General features: G+C 47.9%; 14 protein-coding genes. 8 read left to right on the top strand and 6 right to left on the bottom strand.

Translation table 11 applies throughout. From position 1 onward, the window contains the following. Positions 1-62: 62 nt before the first annotated feature. Positions 63-1,259: an MFS transporter gene (locus EKG38_RS03150; protein ID WP_126518557.1), complete on the bottom strand. Its 1,197-nt coding sequence runs from the start codon at positions 1,257-1,259 to the stop codon at positions 63-65. 292 nt (positions 1,260-1,551) lie between these two features. Here EKG38_RS03150 and EKG38_RS03145 point away from each other — a divergent pair, with 292 nt between their 5' ends. Next, positions 1,552-3,339 (top strand): aminopeptidase P family protein, encoded by a 1,788-nt coding sequence (locus EKG38_RS03145; protein WP_126518555.1) that lies wholly within the window; start codon positions 1,552-1,554, stop codon positions 3,337-3,339. A 94-nt stretch (positions 3,340-3,433) separates the two neighbouring features. On the opposite strand, the gene EKG38_RS03140 is transcribed toward EKG38_RS03145, so the two are convergent. After that, entirely contained in the window at positions 3,434-4,633 is a 1,200-nt protein-coding gene (locus EKG38_RS03140; RefSeq protein WP_126518553.1) for an EAL domain-containing response regulator, read from the bottom strand. 377 nt (positions 4,634-5,010) lie between these two features. Here EKG38_RS03140 and EKG38_RS03135 point away from each other — a divergent pair, with 377 nt between their 5' ends. The 6 genes from EKG38_RS03135 to EKG38_RS03105 all read left to right on the top strand — a co-directional run bounded on the left by EKG38_RS03135 (position 5,011) and on the right by EKG38_RS03105 (position 10,286). Next, positions 5,011-6,318: a DEAD/DEAH box helicase gene (locus tag EKG38_RS03135; protein ID WP_126518551.1), complete on the top strand. Its 1,308-nt coding sequence runs from the start codon at positions 5,011-5,013 to the stop codon at positions 6,316-6,318. Positions 6,319-6,400: 82 nt separating this feature from the next. Then, positions 6,401-7,027, top strand: a complete 627-nt coding sequence (locus tag EKG38_RS03130) for a DUF2913 family protein (protein ID WP_126518549.1) — start codon at positions 6,401-6,403, stop codon at positions 7,025-7,027. 182 nt (positions 7,028-7,209) lie between these two features. Continuing rightward, complete coding sequence (locus tag EKG38_RS03120; RefSeq protein ID WP_126518547.1) at positions 7,210-8,700, top strand: carboxypeptidase M32; 1,491 nt, start codon at positions 7,210-7,212, stop codon at positions 8,698-8,700. A 120-nt stretch (positions 8,701-8,820) separates the two neighbouring features. After that, a complete protein-coding gene (locus EKG38_RS03115) occupies positions 8,821-9,306 on the top strand; it encodes a GNAT family N-acetyltransferase (RefSeq protein ID WP_126518546.1) in 486 nt (161 codons plus the stop codon). Between the two features lie 119 nt (positions 9,307-9,425). Then, complete coding sequence (locus EKG38_RS03110) at positions 9,426-9,683, top strand: DUF2960 domain-containing protein (RefSeq protein WP_012141365.1); 258 nt, start codon at positions 9,426-9,428, stop codon at positions 9,681-9,683. Positions 9,684-9,776: 93 nt separating this feature from the next. Further along, positions 9,777-10,286, top strand: a complete 510-nt coding sequence (locus EKG38_RS03105) for an RDD family protein (RefSeq protein WP_126518764.1) — start codon at positions 9,777-9,779, stop codon at positions 10,284-10,286. Between the two features lie 542 nt (positions 10,287-10,828). Here EKG38_RS03105 and lptG read toward each other — a convergent pair. Next, positions 10,829-11,887 (bottom strand): LPS export ABC transporter permease LptG, encoded by a 1,059-nt coding sequence (gene lptG / locus EKG38_RS03100; protein ID WP_126518544.1) that lies wholly within the window; start codon positions 11,885-11,887, stop codon positions 10,829-10,831. After that, positions 11,884-12,996: an LPS export ABC transporter permease LptF gene (gene lptF / locus EKG38_RS03095; protein WP_126518542.1), complete on the bottom strand. Its 1,113-nt coding sequence runs from the start codon at positions 12,994-12,996 to the stop codon at positions 11,884-11,886. The genes lptG and lptF overlap by 4 nt, the downstream gene beginning before the upstream one ends. 221 nt (positions 12,997-13,217) lie before the next feature. Between lptF and pepA the strand changes: the two genes are divergently transcribed. Continuing rightward, positions 13,218-14,726: a leucyl aminopeptidase gene (pepA, locus tag EKG38_RS03090; protein WP_126518540.1), complete on the top strand. Its 1,509-nt coding sequence runs from the start codon at positions 13,218-13,220 to the stop codon at positions 14,724-14,726. Positions 14,727-16,083: 1,357 nt separating this feature from the next. On the opposite strand, the gene EKG38_RS03070 is transcribed toward pepA, so the two are convergent. Then, positions 16,084-17,961 (bottom strand): methyl-accepting chemotaxis protein, encoded by a 1,878-nt coding sequence (locus tag EKG38_RS03070; RefSeq protein ID WP_126518538.1) that lies wholly within the window; start codon positions 17,959-17,961, stop codon positions 16,084-16,086. A 349-nt stretch (positions 17,962-18,310) separates the two neighbouring features. Then, on the bottom strand, positions 18,311-19,465 hold the full coding sequence (gene rsgA, locus EKG38_RS03065; protein WP_126518537.1) for a ribosome small subunit-dependent GTPase A: 1,155 nt from the start codon (positions 19,463-19,465) through the stop codon (positions 18,311-18,313). Between the last annotated feature and the right edge of the window lie 296 nt (positions 19,466-19,761).

Raw genomic sequence — 19,761 nt, 5'->3', positions numbered from 1 at the left:
AGAGAAAAGCATACTAAATTGAAACAAAAATTCTAACATAAATCCACAATGAAAAGAGGGCCTTATTTGTTAGCATTAGCCTCCAAGCGATTGCTTTGACTAAATTTCCACCAAGTCATCAACAAAAGCTGAAAGGCTATGAATGGCAGACAGATACTCAGCAGTAACTCCCACCCCAATTGATGAATAACCCATCCGGCACTCAAGGAGGCGAGCGCTTGAGAACCGAAGACTAAACTGTCATTCAACGCCTGTACCTTAAATCCTTCACCGTGAGCATAACAACGGGGTAGAAGCACGGTTCCGCCAACGAACAACAGGTTCCAACCCAGACCTAACAATACCAGTGCCAACCAATAATTAAGAAGTTCATTACCCATCAAGGCGATAACGATAGTCACCAGATAGGCCGTTAAGCCCAGCAACATCATCTTAGATACCCCCCACCTTGCCACTAAAAACCCCGTGAATAATGAAGGAAGATACATGGCTATAATGTGACTCTGAATCACCCACTTAGTATCGGCCAGAGAGTGATGTTCGATATGATGCATATGCAGGGGAGTGGCCGTCATCACGAAACTCATCATGGCAAAGCCTATGATGGCGCCAGCAATAGCCACCCAGATTTGAGTGTGACTCAAAATAACCGCTAGAGGTCTGGGAGCTGCATGAGAACGTTCCGAATGAAGGGGGTTAATTGCCGCAGACTCACGGTAAAACATCAATGTAAAAGCCGCTAATAGGCAAACCAGCGTCAGAAAAAGAAAGGCGCCGACATAGGGAGTGGCCACTAACTCATTGCCAAACAGGGCCAGTTCCGGGCCTAGAAATGCGGCGACTAACCCACCGAGTAGCACCCGAGATGCAGCTTTAGCACCTAAAGCGGGCGCCACGGCTTCCATTGCAGCGAAACGGTACTGTTGAACGATCGCCCCGGCGGTGCCGAGCAGCACTCCGCTGATACAGAAGACCGTAAAGTCACGTTCACCTATCCCATAGGCTCCTATGAGGCCCGCCATCGCAGCCAAAAGAGATCCACCGATGAATACTTTTTTACGCCCGAAACGCTTCATCAATTGAGTCACAGGTAATATCGATATCGCAACCCCCACAACCATGGAGGTGATCGGCAATGTCGCTAAGGCCGGGCTGGGTGCCAGCTCGATACCGACGATCCCTCCCAGTAACATCATCATAGGTGCGGCGCTCATCGCGAACGCTTGTGCCAGGGTCAGCACCCAAACATTAAACGGCATTAATTAACTCCTACAGTAAAAAATCAGATGCATACTTTATCTAAGAGGCGGATGACCTTAGCCAAAAGATGGGTGATGAGTCTATTGGGTTAATCTAATTGATCTGCACCAGAATGTAACAAGTTAAATGTTTCAAAGTTTACAAGCTGTAGCTTGTTTGAATAAAAAAACGCAATGGAGCAACTTCCCTCTCCTCCATTGAGCTGCGATAATCGGCAGCAAATAATCCCATTAGAATAAACACTGACAATGCATCCCGCCCGAAAGTCGGTCAGTGATAACAGGAGTATGTATGACACAAACAATCGCCGCTCGCCTGGACGCCGTCCGCTCAGAAATGACCAAAGCCAACCTCGACGCTTTCATCATTCCACGCGCCGATGAATATCTGGGAGAGTATGTCCCCGAGCGCAACGAGCGCATGCTGTGGATCAGTCATTTCACCGGCTCTGCGGGTATGGTTATCGTGCTTAAAGAGAGTGCGGCGATTTTTGTCGATGGTCGATATACCGTTCAGGTTAAGCAGCAGGTGGATGGCACTCTGTTTGAATATCTCAGCCTGACTGACACACCACAAATTGAGTGGCTCACAGAGACCTTAACGCGCGATGCGCGCGTGGGTTACGACTCCCGCCTCCATCCCCTTAGCTGGCAAAAAAGTGCTGAAACTAAATTGGCAAAGGCGCAGATAAGCTTAGTCTCTGTCGAAGAAAATCCAGTCGACCTTCACTGGCAGGACAGACCGGCGCCCTCAAGTTCACCGGTCGTACTCTTTGACGCTAAGAGTGCAGGTAAGACGAGTCTGCAAAAACGTCTGGAGATAGGTGCTGCCGTCGCCAAAGCGGGCGCCGATACCGCGCTTATCACTTCACTCGACTCCTTCTGCTGGTTGCTGAACATTCGAGGCAGCGATGTCCCCTGTCTGCCTATCGTGTTAGGCACGGCGCTGCTGCACGCCAATGGTGATATGGTGCTCTTTACCGATCTTAAAAAGCTTCCTGCTGGCATCAATGAGCATGTGGGTGAAGGCGTCACCTTCTGCGATGAGACTGAATTGAAATCGGCCCTCAATAAGCTAGCGGACACCAAGCTGCTAGCCGACCCTAATTCGGCTAATGCCTGGTCTCAACTGACTGCCCAGCAGGCGGGCGCGACATTAGTTGCCGGCTTCGATCCGGTTTCACTGCCTAAGGCACAAAAAAATGAGTCTGAGCTTGCCGGGATCCGAGCCTGTCATATTCGCGATGGCGTCGCGGTCAGTCGCTTCCTCGCCTGGTTAGATAAGGAGGTGTCAGCTGGCAACTTCTATGATGAGGGCGTCTTATCGGATAAATTAGAAACCTTCCGTCTCGAAGATGAGCTCTATCGTGAGCCAAGTTTCGACACTATCTCAGCGGTGGGCGGCAACGCGGCAATGTGCCATTACAACCACAACAATGGCACCCCGGCAACCATGACCAACAACAGTCTCTATCTGGTCGACTCCGGCGCTCAATACCTCGACGGCACGACCGATGTCACCCGTACTTTGGCCATAGGTCAGGTCAGTGATGAGCAGAAGAAGATGGTCACCTTAGTCCTTAAAGGCCATATCGCCCTGGATCAGGCGCGCTTTCCCAGAGGCACCACAGGGCAGCAACTCGATGCTTTCGCCAGACAGTACCTTTGGCAACATGGCTTCGACTACGACCATGGCACCGGACACGGAGTCGGCCACTTCTTGAGTGTCCATGAAGGACCACAGCGTGTAGCCAAAAACAGTAATGATGTCGCCCTGCTTCCCGGCATGGTTATCTCAAATGAACCTGGCTATTACCGCGCCGATGAATTTGGCATACGCCTGGAGAACTTAGTGACGGTACGTCACTGTGAAGCCTTAGCAAACGCCGAACGTGAAATATTCGAGTTCGAAGCACTCACTATGATCCCCATGGATTCACGCCTAATAGATAAAGCACTCTTAAGTGAGGCCGAGATCAACTGGTTTAATGATTATCATAGATTGGTATTCGATACCCTATCGCCATTAATGCGGGGTGAGGAGCTTGCCTGGCTGACAAACGCAACTAAAACTATTTAGTAACAGAAGGCTATCTAGTTTTTCAGTTCTCAGGCTCTAGCCCCTATTAATAGTAGTCATCCCGGAATCGAGGAACGAGATCTCCGGGATCCTATTACACCTGTCCGCAACCCACTTTCTCGTGCGCCTTCAACCAGCGCATGATTTCACTAAAGGGTTTTGGTCGACAGATTAAGTAGCCTTGCAGGCGCAAATCATCGATCTTCTCGAGATAATTGAGATCCCGAATATCCTCGACACCTTCGGCGACCAGATCCACTCCCAAGCCCTGGCTGATATCCTGCAGAGATTTCAAAATAGTTTGCGCCAGCGGATCTAAGTGGATCCCTTTGACCAGACTCATATCGAGTTTGACCTCACTAATCGGTAACTTACATAGTTGTGACAGATTGGTATAACCGGTCCCGAAATCATCGATAGCCACGCCAAAATTATGCATCCTTAACCGACTAATACTCGAGTGCTGACTCTGCTTATTGAGCACCTGATTTTCGGTTATCTCGATGGTCACCTTCGAGGGTTTGAGCTGTTTCTCTTCACAATAGCGCATCAACCGATTTGGCCAGCTTCGCTGTGCTAATTGGTTCGGGGTTAGGTTTATCGAAATGCTGCTACCGGCACAGGAGCTCATCCGGCTTATCTCTCTCCACTCATCCATCGCCCTGGTGATGAGTTTATCGGTTAAGGTATTGAGCAAGTTATGCTCTTCGGCCAGATCGATAAAGCGGCTCGGTGAGATCAGTTGCAGTTGCTCTCCCTGTTGAATGCGGCACAACACCTCGAAGCCTTTTATCTCACCGGTTTTAACATCCATCTGAGCCTGATAATAGGGAATCACCTTGTCGCTATTAATCGCCTCCTGCAACTCCTTCACCTTCATCATGGGCTGTTTAGGAGCCAGTTCACTGTCCATCATAAACAAGCGCTCGATACATATCTTCAGCTGAGAGGAGCAGACGGGCTTCATCAGGGCGCCTAACAGCCTTAGTCTGGAGTTCACGACGACCTGAGAAGCGGCTTCAATTATCCGGCTCTCCATACCGGATGCGATGATCACTCCGCCCTTGAAGCCTATCTTACTGAGCCTGATTAACAGCTCGATGCCATCCATTTTAGGCATATGAAGATCGACCACGATCACCTGATAATCATCTCTGTATTTGGTCAGTGTCCGTAACGCCGTCTGGCCATCGCTGCAGTACTCGACTCGATACACGTTCAACTGCATAAAGTGTTTACTCAACACACGACAAGAGCTAAGGGAATCGTCGATGATCAGAACATTAATCGTCATAACGCACCCTCATAAAAGTGAGAGAGCAAGTGAGAAAGAGAGTCAAAACTGGCGAGATAATCAGGCGCTTCCATTTGAGAACACACAAGTAGTGTCATATTGCCTCCATGCAATCCAAGCTGTAAGAGTTATAAAGCCTAGACCACAAGCTAAAACTGTCAAACTGCGCGCACCTTTAAACAACCACAATGCGAGGTGATTCGGTTAATAAGAGCAGAATTAAACAATACCTGGATTTACCTGATAGTATTTGCTGTTAAAATCGACGCAAATTTGCTATATTCCGCCGCCGTCAATTTTTGACGGCTATTGTTTATGGTGACATTGGCCTGCAACTTCGCAGGGCATTTGAATTGGTTAAATACAGGAAACCCAAGATGAGATTTGAATCTTTTAGTTTTGCTCCCGAGATTTTACGTGCTATCTCAGAATGTGGTTATCAGAAAATGACACCAGTTCAACAAGAAGCCATTCCGGCAATTCGCAGAGGTCAGGATGTATTAGCCAGTGCACAAACGGGCACAGGTAAAACTGCCGCCTTTGCTCTGCCTATTTTGCAGAAGATGTTCGACACGCCAACAGAAACTCAGCGTTCCAATACCCGTGCACTGATCCTGACACCGACCCGTGAACTGGCCAGTCAAATAGCCGACAATATCAAAGATTACAGCAAATACATGCAGGTCTCGGTATTAACCATCTATGGTGGTGTAAAGCTGGAGACTCAGGCACAGAAGATCAAACGTGGTGCAGACATCATAGTCGCCACACCGGGACGCTTACTCGAGCACCTTCAAGCGTGTAACTTGAACCTGTCTAATGTTGATTTTATGGTATTAGACGAAGCGGACCGTATGCTGGATATGGGCTTTATAGCCGACATCCAGAAGATACTTCAAGCCGTGAATAAGAATCGTCAAAATTTACTCTTCTCTGCCACCTTCTCTAGCGCAGTGAAGAAACTGGCCAACGATATGTTGGTCAAGCCCAAACTTATCAGTGTCGATAGCCAAAACAGCACCGCAGATACAGTGAGCCAGGTGGTCTATCCGGTAGAGCAGCGTCGTAAGCGAGAGCTGCTGTCTGAACTTATCGGCAAGAAAAACTGGCAACAGGTGTTGGTCTTTACCGCGACACGCGACGCCGCGGATAAGCTGGTAAAAGAGTTAAACCTCGATGGCATCACATCGGCTGTAGTGCATGGCGAGAAGGCTCAGGGTAATCGTCGCCGCGCTCTACGTGAATTTAAAGAGGGCAAGGTACGCGCCTTGGTAGCCACCGAAGTTGCGGCTCGCGGCCTCGATATTCAAGGTCTTGAGTATGTCGTTAACTACGACCTGCCTTTCTTAGCCGAAGATTATGTGCACCGTATCGGCCGTACCGGCCGCGCCGGAAAATCAGGGGTCGCTATTTCTCTGGTCAGCCGTGAAGAGGAGCGCACCTTAGCCGATATCGAAAAGCTGATTGGCAAGCAGCTTCGCCGTATCACTGTCCCGGGTTATGAAGTGGGCAGCCGAGAACTGCTTATCAAGCAAATTCAGAAACGCCGTAGTTTTGCCAAGAAACAGCAAAGAGAAGATAACACCGGCGCACAGATGATCGCAGAGAAGAATCTGGGGGGTCGTAGAGTTAAAGTTAAAAACTCATCGAACAAGGCGCCAGCTAAGGTCAAGAAAATCAGATAACCTTACTTTCATGGGTGACACCTTTTTATCTAAAAATCACCGCTTGACGGTGATTTTTTCTTAACGATACAGAGAACAAATAATGACTAGCTATAATCAGGCCATCGTTGAATTTGCTCAAGCAGGCCTAGCCGCCCTTGAAGAGCGCGCATCAAAAGGGAACGTCATAAAAACTGCCGCAGCCGAGAGTCACTTTCTCTGCAGTTGGATGGCGAGCGCATTGAAAGCGCGCCAATTTTCCAAGTTGATAGCAAAAGACTTAACCCAATGGATCCGAGATGGCAGAAGTTTGGGTGCAGGCGCACAGCTTCCTTCCCTGCTAGCGCGTATCGATAATCAGTATCGCGCAGCCATGAGCAACCAGCAGCTTGGCCAGTCTCTCGAGCACTTTTTGACTGAATTAAAGGCCAATGACTGGGTCGTGATCTTAGATGAAGAGGTCACGACTAAGTTAAAACTCGACAGTGACGGAGAAAATAGTCTGGTGATATCTAACAAGCAGTATGAGGGGTATATCAAGGACAAGAATGTCATTAAGCCTATCACGCTGTTTGTACGCGCTAACGAACAGAAGTTAGCTCAAATGGCCGCCAAGCATGAGCTTCTTCTCAGTCAGGGAGATAAGAAAGCCAGCTTAATCAAACACCATAAGGCCTATCAGGTTTTCCCCAATAATGAGCAACCGGCACTGGCTCTGTTACTTGACTGACAACAAGCCCAAATCTGATAAGTTTCATCCATAAAAAAAGCGCCTCTGGCGCTTTTTTTAATTACACTAAATCAATTCAAGCCCGGCTCAGGTATTTCTGTCTGCAACCCATCACCATTGAGTTTGGCTGTTACATTAAAAGTCAGTACCATAAGCTTCAAATGACCCAATATTGAGTTGATATGACCCAGCCTAGCCCAAGCTCCCATTACGACACGCTCACAAAACATTTTCAGACGATCTCTCATTTCGAGCACCTAAGTGCACTGGGTGACTGGGATCAGGCGACGATGATGCCAGTCGGCGGAAGCGCCGCCCGTGGCGCTGCGATGGCTGAGTTAGCCAAACATATTCACGAGCTAAAAACAGCCCCTTTCCTTGCCGACACGCTACAACTTGCTCAAGATGAGATGCTAACTCGCGAGCAAGCTGCGAACCTGAAAGAGATGAACTATCAATTCTTTCAGGCCAACGTGATCCCCGCATCACTGGTTAAGGCTAAGACAGAGCTCGCGTACCGATGCGAACATGCCTGGCGTGATCAGCGCAAGAATAATGACTGGCAGGGGTTCAGGCCTAATCTCGAGGCCTTGATGGCACTCGTTAAAGAGGAGGCGAATATCCGTTCACAGGCACAAGGCTTATCACCTTATGATGCCCTACTGAACAAGTTTGAACCGGGCATGACGACCGAGCACCTCGAATCGGTATTTGGTCACCTTAAAACCTGGCTTCCCTCGCTTATTCAGCGAGTTCAGCATAAACAAACCGGGGAGCACAGGTTTAATATCGACTCTTGCTCCAGCCAGGCTCAAGAGACACTGGGACGAGAGGTGATGGACTTTCTCGGGTTTGATTTTACTCAGGGTCGATTAGATGTCAGTAGCCACCCATTTTGTGGTGGAGTGCCTGGTGACGTTCGCCTGACGACCCGCTACGATGAGTCCGATTTCACCAGCGCCTTAATGGGCGTTATCCATGAAACGGGCCATGCCAGATATGAGCAGGGGTTGCCGATTAACTGGCGAGGACAGCCTGCCGGTCATGCTCGCTCTATGGCTATCCATGAGAGCCAGAGTCTGTTTTGTGAAATGCAGCTGGGACGCGGCAGCGGATTTCTCTCCCATTTACAACCCCAAATTGCCAAACACTTAGGTAGCCAACTTTCAACAGAGCAACTGACCAATATCTACACCCGGGTTAATCCGGGTCTTATCAGGGTCGATGCCGATGAGATCACCTACCCTTGTCATGTCCTACTCAGATTCGAAGCCGAGAAAGGCTTAATCGATGGCAGTCTCAGTGTCGCCGATCTGCCTGAGTTCTGGGCCCAGCAGATGAGTTCGCTATTAGGCGTTAACACCCAGGGCAACTTTAAAGATGGCTGCATGCAAGATATACACTGGGCCGTGGGCGAGCTTGGATACTTCCCCAGTTATACCCTAGGCGCTATGTATGCGGCACAATTCCGTTTTGCCATGGAAACGAGCCTGGGCTCGGTGGACACCTTGGTTGCCCAGGGAGATATAGCTCAAATTTTTGAGTGGCTGGAACAGAAAATTTGGTCACAGGGAAGCCTGTTAAGCACTGATGAGCTGGTAAAACAAGCCACAGGTGAAACTCTGAACCCCGATTATTTCAAACGGCACCTGGAGCAAAGATATTTAAAGTAGAGTAGCTGAAATAAGCTACCTGAAATAAGGCGCCTGAAGTAAGGCCTCTGAAATAAAGCAAAGGCCGATGAAATAACGTATTATACCGCCATCACAACAGCTAGCGATTTTGGGGATGAGATGCAACTTCGAAGTATAACCTCTGCGGATTGGGACGACATATTACTGATCCAGGAGGAGTGCTACCCGCAAATTGAACCCGAATCGCTCGAAGTATTGCAGAGTAAATGGCTGGTTTCGCCGCAAACTTGCTTCGTTATAGAGTCTGATAAGCGGGTTGTTGGATATTGCCTCGCGCACCCTTGGGTTGCAGGCTCTCCACCTTCCCTTGAACAAACTCTGGTCGCTGCGACAGAGCCGGATACCCTGTATCTACATGACATCGCCCTGTCTTCGAAAGTTCAGGGGCAAGGGGCGGGGAAACTGGCCTTTCAGGCCTTAGTCCAGCATGCCAAAAAACTTGCCCTACCCTGTATATCACTGGTGGCGGTGCAAGGTGCGGATAGTTACTGGCACGGGCGGGGCTTTATCGCTCACCCTATAGAGAAGAGCCTCGGGAGCTACACTCCGGACGCCTGCTATATGGTGCTGGCACTAAGCTCTTAACTCTATATTATTAAGCCTAAGCTCTTAAGACTAAGTTCTTATGGTTAGTGCTCAAGTTTAATCGATACAATACTCATATTTGATAGCAATTTTAAATAACTTATTTTAGAGAACATATTATGGCTCGTAGAATTACCTACAAATTTAAGAAGCAAGCGAAAGAGATTAACTTCGCCTATGACAAATTCAATAATATTCATGAGGCTGTCGCGGCAGCGGAAGGGATAGATCTGACCAACTATCATATGATGGAACAGCAGGTGATGATGACCTCTAAAGGGAAGTCGGCGGTAAGAGATTTTAGAGATAACGAGTTTGCTAAAATGGGCTTTAGTGATATCTATTACATTAAAGACGATCCGAAAGAAAATTCATAGCCCGTCGTCATTTTATCCAGTCATCTTTAGTGGCTGGATAAACAGCCTTGGATCTCAATTGAAGTTAAGAGAATATCAATGAAAGAAAGCTCAATGCCCAATAGCGAACATGCTAATTTCCCCCGTGCGAGTTTCTTCCGTCGTTTCGGCGCCATAGTCTACGATCTACTGCTCGCTGTTGCCGTTTACATGATAGCCGGAGCCATCGGCTTTGGGGTGTTTACCGCCCTCACCTCGGCGGGTCTGATTGAGATGGGAAGCTTTGAACATGTTTCAGATCTACTCAATGGTACACCTCTTTATAAAGGCATCTATCAATTCTGGATCGCACTGTGCGTGGGCTTGTTCTACATAGCCTTTTGGAGTCATGGTGGCCAAACTTTAGGCATGCGAGCCTGGAGACTAAAGGTTCAGCATCCTAACGGCCAGAGTCTGAGCGTTATCACCGCCTCCGCCAGACTTGTATGGTCTCTGCTTGGCATAGGTAACCTGTGGATCTTAATCAACGGAGATAAGCTCGCCCTCCAGGATATGATGACTCGCTCAGAAGTGGTCGTACTGTCTAAGGAAGCCAACCAGATGCGTAACTGGCATGGGGTGTAGCGTTTTTAGGACCAAGGAAAAGTAGAGAAGACGGTCTACGGCCTATCACTTCGCGGACGGCTACGCCTATTCGACGAGCTGCGCTCTATTGGATAAAGACAAGCTGTTAGATTCTGGTTCTTTGGAAAATATTCAGCTATGCCTCTTTCCAACAACTAGCAACGCTGGTGTCGATTAGCTCACAAAGTGAGTGTCGTCTTAGATTAAATACCAATCGGTATAAGAAAGTGGTCAACTCAGAGTTATTTTTGGCTGCATAATTCAAGGCGAAAGAGTGAGGGAATGGTGATCCCTTTTGAACTCATTCAACACAGAAGTAGGCTGCCAAAAACACTCCTAAAAGGCGAGTTTTAGCGCTTCCGATACGGCGTTAACGAGCTTAAACGTAGAATAACTATGTTCCTCACTCGTTGCCTTGCCTCACAAGCGCTAAACTCTCGCTGAGTGACCACACCTTTATACCGATTGGTATAACAGCCAGCTTTGCTGGCGTCTATTAGCTCATGCAATGAGTGTCCTAGGTGTCTAGTCGCTCAGGATTCCTATTTCCTAATAAAATAGATGGCTCCGGCACTGAATATCACCGCGGGCATTCCGGCGCCGATAAATGCCGGCACCCCGTAGACTAAGGTTAGCGGGCCAAAGATTTCGCTACTGATATAGAAGCTGAATCCGGCGATGACGCCTAATAACACTCTCGCTCCCATGGTCACAGTTCTTAGCGGACCAAACACGAAAGAGAGCGCGACTAACATCATGACTCCCACCGTTACCGGCTGCAGTAATTTACGCCACAGTGCCAATTCGTATCGGGCAAAATCTTGATTATTAACCTTGAGGTAATCCAGGTAGCCTATCAAGCCTTGAATCGAGAGAGATTCGGGCTTAACCGAAACAACACTCAGTTTATCCGGAGTCAGGGTCGACTCCCAACGGTAGAGTGTTAAGTCGGTGAGTGTCACCCTATCTTCGGTCAGATCGGTCTGCCTCACATCCACTAAGCGCCAATGGTCATTGGAATAGACACCATGTTCGGCGTGAATGGTACGCACTAAAGAGAGCGTCTCATCGAACTCATACAGGGTAATGTTGCCCAGATGATTGATATCTTCGACTTCGCCGATATTAACAAACAGATCGCCATCTTTGGCCCAGATCCCGCGACTGGATTTAATCAGGCTACCGCCGGAGAGTTTGGTCGCCTGTAATTCATTGGCTTTTTGCTCCGCAACCGGGGCTCCCCATTCACCTAACGCCATAATCAACAGCATCAGAGGTACGGCGGTTTTCATCGCCGAGAGGGTAATTTGCCAACGAGACAAGCCCGAAGACTGCATCACTACCAACTCAGAGTTGGATGCCAGCATCCCCATGCCAATCAAGGCACCCAGCAGCACACCCAGAGGGAAAAACATCTCCAGGTCTCTGGGGATAAGAAACAAGACATAAATACCGGCATCGAGCATGGTGTAACTACCACGCCCGACTAAACGTAACTGATCCACCCATTTAATGATGCCTGAAAGGCCGGTAAGAATAAGCAAACACAGGGCTGAAGTGCTGACTATTGTTCTGGCAATATAGAGATCTAAAATCCTCACACTGCCACCTTCTTACGCTTAAACATACCCGATAATTTCGCCCCCGATGGCCGCTCCCTACCCAAGAGCAATATCCCCAGGAACAGGGCCGAGGCATGTATCCACCACATGCCTAGATAGGCAGGTACCACACCATCTTCTAAGGCTTTTCGTCCGGCTATCATCAAGCCGAAATAGCCGAGGTATAGTAAGATGGCCGGGAACATCTTGGCAAACTTACCCTGACGGACATTAACCCGCGCCATAGGGACGGCAATCAGTGTCATTAAGGGGATAGCCAGCGGTATAGCTAATCGCCAATGAAACTCGGCCGTCGCTTCCGGGCCATCTAAGGCCATCAGATCTTTGATGGGCAGTGCAGAAAGCTTGCGACGACGCTCGTCAACTTCTTGCTCCTTAATCTGCATCTGGTAGCCGCCGAACTCAACGACTTGAAAATCGACCTTCTTAGGCGTGCCCTGATACTGCACGCCATCATTGAGTTGTAAGCGTTGTCCACCGGAGCTGTCTTCGACAACGCTGCCCCCTTTAGCCATGACGATATTACTCTGCCCCGATTCATCTTCGGGATCGGGAAGTTGAGCAACGAAGACTTTATTGAGTTGATTATCTCTGTCGATTCGTTCGACGAACAATACGGCTCTGCCATTAGGACTGGTCTGGAAACGACCCTGGGTGATTGCCGCAAGCCCGGCTTCAGACTGAGCCGATTCCAGCACCTGATTCTGTTTCTCTTCGGCCCAGGGCGTCACAAAAACAGACAGGTAACCGGTGAAGAGCATATTTATCACGGCCAGCAAGAGAGTGACTCGTGTGATATACCATTCACTCACACCTACGCCGTGTAATACCACCATCTCACTTTCGGCGTACATACGCCCATGAGCCAATAATATTCCTAAGAATAAGCTTAAAGGTATGACTAAAACCGCAAGATAGGGAAGGTTGAGGCCCAAAAGGGTTATGACCAGAGAAGCTGGAAATTCACCATCAGACGCATTTGCGAGTACTCGCACAAAGTGTTGGCTAATAAAAATAGCCAGAAGCACGAAAAGTACCGCAATTTGTGCCTTAAAAACTTCTCTAATCAAATATCTAAATACAATCACAGGCTGGATCCGGTCTCTTAACTTATAATTATGCTGGTGTCAGTCAAACTTTCATGTAGACTGTCTACTTTTGATAGTTTTGTGACCAGCCATGAACTAAAAATGGCGAAAAAACACCTAAAAAAACAGACTTTGGTGTACCAATTTTAGGCCCGTTTTGGGCGCAAGCAGACATTATCTAATAAATATTAAAATTTGTCTTTAAGAATCTAGGAGAGCTCATGGAGTTTAGCGTTAAGAGCGGTAGTCCGGAAAAACAACGTTCGGCCTGTATTGTGGTTGGCGTGTATGAACCTCGACGTCTTTCAGGTATTGCTGAGCAGCTTGATAAAATAAGTGAAGGCTATATCAGTAACTTACTTCGTCGTGGCGATTTAGAAGGAAAACCTGGACAGATGCTACTTTTGCATCATGTGCCAAACGTACTAAGTGAGCGAGTATTACTTGTCGGCTGCGGAAAAGAGCGTGAGTTAGATGAGCGCCAATACAAGCAGATCATAACGAAAACTATCAAGACTCTGAACGAAACGGGTTCAATGGAAGCCGTTTGTTTTCTGACCGAGTTGCACGTTAAAGGCCGTGACACCTATTGGAAGGTGCGTGAAGCGGTAGAAACGACTCAAAACAGTCTCTACAATTTCGATGCCCTTAAGAGTGCCAAAGGTGAGACTCGTCGTCCACTGCGTAAACTGGTATTTAACGTACCGACGCGTCGCGAACTGACCGTGGGTGAACGCGCCATCGAGCATGGTATGGCAGTATCTGCCGGTATGCGTCTTTGTCGTGATGTGGCTAACATGCCACCAAACATCTGTAACCCGGCTTACCTCGCTTCTCAGGCTCGTCAAATGGGCGAGAACAGTGAAGAGCTTACCGTCACTACGCTTGGCGAAGAGCAGATGGCTAAACTAGGTATGAACTCATACCTAGCTGTGGGCCGTGGCAGTGATAACGAATCGATTATGACTGTCATGGAGTACAAGGGTGCCGTCGACAATACCGAAAAGCCAATCGTCTTGGTCGGTAAGGGTCTAACCTTCGACTCGGGTGGTATTTCACTCAAGCCTGGCGAAGCCATGGACGAAATGAAATACGACATGGGTGGCGCTGCCGGTGTTATCGGTGCGATGAAAGCCCTGTGTGATATGAAACTACCTATCAATGTTGTGGGTATTCTTGCCGGCTGTGAAAACATGCCATCGAGCAACGCTTACCGCCCAGGTGATATCCTGACGACTATGTCAGGCCAAACCGTTGAAGTGCTCAATACCGATGCCGAAGGGCGTTTAGTATTATGTGACGTATTAACTTATGTTGAGCGTTTCGATCCTGAATTAGTGGTCGATACCGCAACCTTAACCGGTGCCTGTGTTATCGCACTGGGTAAGCACGCATCGGGTCTGTTCTCCGGACACAACCCACTTGCACATGAGCTGTTAAATGCCGGTGAGCAAAGTGGCGACCGCGCATGGCGCTTGCCATTGTGGGATGAGTACCAAGAGCATTTAGAGAGCCCATTTGCCGATATGACCAACCTTGGCGGTCGCGCCGGTGGTGCAATCACGGCAGCCTGCTTCCTGTCCCGATTCACTAAGAAGTACAACTGGGCACATATCGATGTGGCCGGTACGGCTTGGAACAGTGGTGCTAATAAAGGCTCTACCGGACGTCCGGTACCTTTGTTAACTCAGTTCCTGATCAACCGAGCGGGTGTTCCTCAAGGGGAATAAACTCATCGTTGAGCACTAAGTAACAAGCTAAAGGGTGAACACATAGGTGTTCACCCTTTTTATTTGCCTGCTTTGCCCGAAAGTTTTCATGAGCCTAGGTCTATCTTATACCAATTGCACTAAGTACCTGACCATTCAGCGAGAGTGCAAAGCTCTGTAGGCAAGTAGGATGATTGAAGCTAATAGTTATTCTCGGCAACAAGCTCCTGCGTTGCTCTACCTTCTGCATCCATGCAGTCGTATATCGAAAGCATCCAGTGCAGCATAAAGGGCTTTGCCCTTTGCTTTAAACATCAGTCGCACTACGTGAGCCCCTCAGGCTTCCCACTTCTGCTTTGCATTGACTTAAAAGGGAGTAACCATTTCCTCATCAATGCGCCTTGAATTGAAAATCCTGAGGGGGCTCTGAATTGATTAATTATTTAATGCAATTGGTATTATAGGTTGACCATAACTGAATTCGACAAGGTTGCCGACGGGGAGTGGTCGTCACGAACGCCACAAACCAAAATCCTCTCTTATAAGCGTCCTTCACGCTTAAGCCGTTTATGCACCGCCCTGTGGTACCAAGCAGACAGCGCGGGGCGCACGAGGCTCAGCCCCATAAGCCAGGCTAACGCTTTCAACACTGGTACCTTTTCCATTAGTACGATATACGCATCCAGCTCGGATAATACTATTGGCTCGTCCGGTAAGGCTAAACCAGAATCAAGTTCCGCGAACGTAATTCCTCTGCTCCTCTTCGGCTTCCCCACGCTTTCATCTGAGCCAATAATCACATGTAACTCAGTCAACGCCTTGCGGGGATCTATCCCCCAACTCTTTAGTTGCTCATCCTTGTCGTTATACCAATCGGTATAAGAAAGTGATCTACTCAGAGTTTTTTTGGCAAACTAATTCAAGGCGAATGAGTGAGGGAATGGTGCTCCCTTCTGAAGTCATTCAACGCAGAAGTAGGCAGCCAAAAACACTCCTGAAAGGCGAGTTTTAGCGCACCTGATGCAGTGTTAACGAGCTTAAACGTAGAATAACTATGTTCTTCACTCGTTGCCTTGCCTCAGAAGCGCTACATACTCGCTGAGCGATCACATCTTTATACCGATTGGTATTATATCGAACCAGCTCACCCCTTCGGCTCGACCTCCAGCCAGGCGTAGATAGTTATCCCGGTCTTTGATACAGCGGGGACAGGCACCATCATAAAGCACACAAATTTTAGTCGGAGTCCTCTTCATAATTAAATTCTAGATGAAACCAGACTATTTGCATCATGTCACAGCATGTATTAGAAAGCCGTGGTCACGAACGATCACGGCTGCTTCTACAGATGACATTAAAGGGAGGTTTGGGGCTCTCTTCAAAGCTTAAATTGGCTCACAATACCATTTAGGGTATTCGCCATTCCGCCCAGCTCTTGTGCGAGTTCCGTAGTGCTATCGGCGTGCTTATTGGTTTCTTTTGCCGAATCATTGATCTCCAGAACACTCTGGTTAATTTCTGCTGCTACCTGGGTTTGCTGCTCTGATGCTGTGGCGATCTGGTCATTCATATTTAGAATGACAGAAACAGATGTCGTTATTTGTGTCAGCGATAAGTTTGCTTCCTCAGTCTTTGTCGAGGTCAGTCCAGCAAGCTGAGCATTCTTCCCCATCTGATCTACCGCTTTTTTAGCCTCTGTTTGTAGCTTTTCAATCATCACAGAGATCTCATTGGCGCTCTCTTGTGTACGGCTTGCAAGGCTTCGAACTTCATCTGCCACTACTGCAAAACCGCGACCTTGCTCACCGGCTCGTGCCGCTTCAATTGCAGCATTTAACGCCAAAAGATTAGTCTGGTCGGCAATGCCTTTAATCACATCGAGAATACTACCAATATTGACAGTTTCGGCCTCAACATTTTCGATGACATGGGTGACATCGTTCATCTCGTTGACCAGTGAACGGATATTGGCATTCATATCCTCTACCACCTTCATTCCAACTTCGGAATGCTCATTAGTGCCCTGAGCTGACTCTGCCGCTTGCAGTGCACTTCGCGCCACTTCATCGACTGTGGAGGTCATTTCGTTCATCGCCGCCGAAGTCTGCTCGAGCTGCACTGTTTGTGCCTTTGAGCCATTACTCATAGTCTCAGCTGACGATGATAGGGAGACAGAGGATCGATTAAGTTCACCTGTCGTTTCATTGATATTGGTGACAATGACCCTAAGATTCTGTGCCATGGCAATCACATTGCCATAAATCCCCTCTTGGCCAGAAGAGGATAAATCCATACTCAAATCACCATCTGCCACTTGCTTAACAATGTTTGAGATCTCCAGAGGTTCCCCGCCAATAGGTTTGTAGATAAGACGAATAACCATCTGGTAAATAACGATCATGAGTGCAACCAGAGAGACGGCAATTAAAATAAGAGCTTCATATAGGTTATTCATACTGGCAGCTTCTATGACTTTCACCGCTTCATAGCTAGCCACAGTCCAATTACGAACCTTCAGCTTATTGCTTGTAACGAAGTAATCGCCCAAACCGGAAGCTGTGTATGTCATCGACTTGTTTAATTCTGATATCACCCTGTATTGTGGGCGTATTTCAAATATGTTCTTACCAATATTGTCTTTATCCTCACTCGATAAAATGTAGCCATCGCTGCGGTAGACGAACATCTGGTTGTTACTGGTAAGAGAGGCGGCGAAATCACTGAATAACTTAACGGGGATGTTGATTAACACGACCCCGGAAGTTCGCCCCTGGTGCATGATAGGAACAGAAAGGCCAAACACTTCGACGTTCTTAGTGACATCCACAAAGGACCTTGAAACTACGTAATGCTCACCTTCAAAAATCTTCAAGAACCACTCACGCTTAGCCGTGATCGCATTGAAATTTTCCACGACTTTACCATCACTAATCAGGGTGCCATCTTTTAAACCCAAATAGATACCGGCCTCCCCTTTTACCGTTTTGGCTATCTGCTCAACGGTGAGGTTGGCTCGTTCAAGATCGAGCTCGCCATTTTCGTCGAAGAAGAATGCGGCAGAATCGATCACATCGAAAAAACGCATTAACTTTTCATCTAATGCCTGAGCCACCAGCTTAGATTGCGTTTCAACCTTTGCCTGATAACTGGCCTGACTGAATTCAGCAAAATTTTGATAAGCAACGATTGATACGAGGAGCACCATAAAAAATGATAACGAAGTAAACAATCCCGTTATTTTGTGTTTCAGCAGCATAGATATTTCAGCCCATATTTTAAGAACAAGCAATCAGAGATGTTTCACCGAATCATCACAGCTGAGATCAGAAAAACCTCATTTTAGTTACATGTTAAGATACAAGTGGGTTTCATAGTGGGCAACGAATTTAGGTCAGACTTTTGAAGCCTTCTGCAACAGGGAAAACTTGTGCAAACTCAGTCCACTTATGGAATTAATTCCAAACGGATAAGCAGGTCAAAGACAAGTGAGATAAAGAGAACTGAGATACAAGGACTGAGGATACAAGGGCTGAGAGCTTGAGCTATCGATACTCAAAAAAAGCCAAACAAAGAGAGGCCATTGGGACAATAGCCTCTCTTATTAACTAGCCCCGCTTATTGGATCTCGAGCTCTCCTGTATGCGTTTATATAGCTTACTCTGACTACGTCCTTGGGCGCGCTTCTCGGCGATGCTGGCACCGTTTAGTGCTTGTTCACGCAGCAGCTTTTGATAACTCACAAGGCGGCGCTCACTCATACTTCCCGATGAGATAGCATCTTGTACCGCACAGCCTGGCTCCTGTTGATGCTGGCAATCACCAAAGCGACACTGCTCGGCTAAACTGACCAGCTCAGAGAAGGTATCATTCACTCCATCTTCACAGTCGGCCAGCTGCAGCTCGCGCATCCCCGGCGTATCGAGCAATAGACCACCAGTTGGCATCAGATGCAGGGAGCGTCCCGTGGTCGTGTGCCGCCCCTTGCTATCATCAGTCCGAACGCCGGATGTGCTTTGCTCTACCTGACCCAGTAAACTGTTAACCAGAGTCGACTTACCCACACCGGACGAGCCTATCAATGCCACAGTTTTACCATTACCGCAGTAACTCTTAAGCGCCTGCACGCTATCGCCATCCAGACCATTGACAGTTTCAATCAACAAGTTACTGTCCAATGCCCTGAGTTGCTCGGTATAGGCACTAATATCATCACAGAGATCTTGCTTGGTCAGCACCACCACAGGCGTCACCTTGGCGTCATTGACCAGCGCCAGATATCGTTCGATACGGTTGATATTAAAGTCGTGATTAAGCGATGAAACGATAAACACCCAGTCCAGATTCGATGCTATCAGTTGCCGCTCAAGCTTACTCCCCGCCGCCTTACGACTAAACAGAGAGTCACGCTCAAACAGATGCAGAAAGTTGCCTTGTTCATCGAGTAGTAGCCAGTCGCCTACTGTCATAGGCGGGAGGTCACTCTTGACAGCTAAACTGGTTTCCCCAAGTTCGGAGAGCAAGTCGTACTGACCACGGTGATGGGCAGAGATTCGCGCTACTCTTCCCTCAGAAAAATCAAGACCTGCTAGCTGGTGCTGAAAGTGAACACGCCACCCCATCTGCGACAGGCTTAACTTATTTGAATGTTCAACAGCTTCTTTTTCAACAGAGTGCCCGACGGCAGGCTCTGGTTTAGCAGGCTGTGTGATAACGGTTTTTTTAGTGGAACGGATAGAGGCGAAACGATTTGATTTTGTCATATTGACCCCAGCGCAAAGCGCCTGAATATTTTCATTCTGGGATTCTTAAACTTATATAAAACTAAGACCCCGGTAAAAGTGAACTTCACTACCGGGCAGATGCAGGTTTAACTTAAGTTAGTTAACTTAAAAACAGTTAACTTAAAACGGTTAACTTAAGTTGGTTAACTTGCGGTGTTTGCCCGGTAAAGGGAAACTACAATCATCAAATACTCCTTGGATTAGCTGTTACTTTAGCTATTAATAAAAAATCAGTTTGGTTACTACTTTGGCTGATAGTTCAACCAATGACTAAT

The organism is Shewanella canadensis, from assembly GCF_003966225.1.
Taxonomy (GTDB): domain Bacteria; phylum Pseudomonadota; class Gammaproteobacteria; order Enterobacterales; family Shewanellaceae; genus Shewanella; species Shewanella canadensis.
This window is presented reverse-complemented; position numbering and strand designations above follow the sequence as displayed.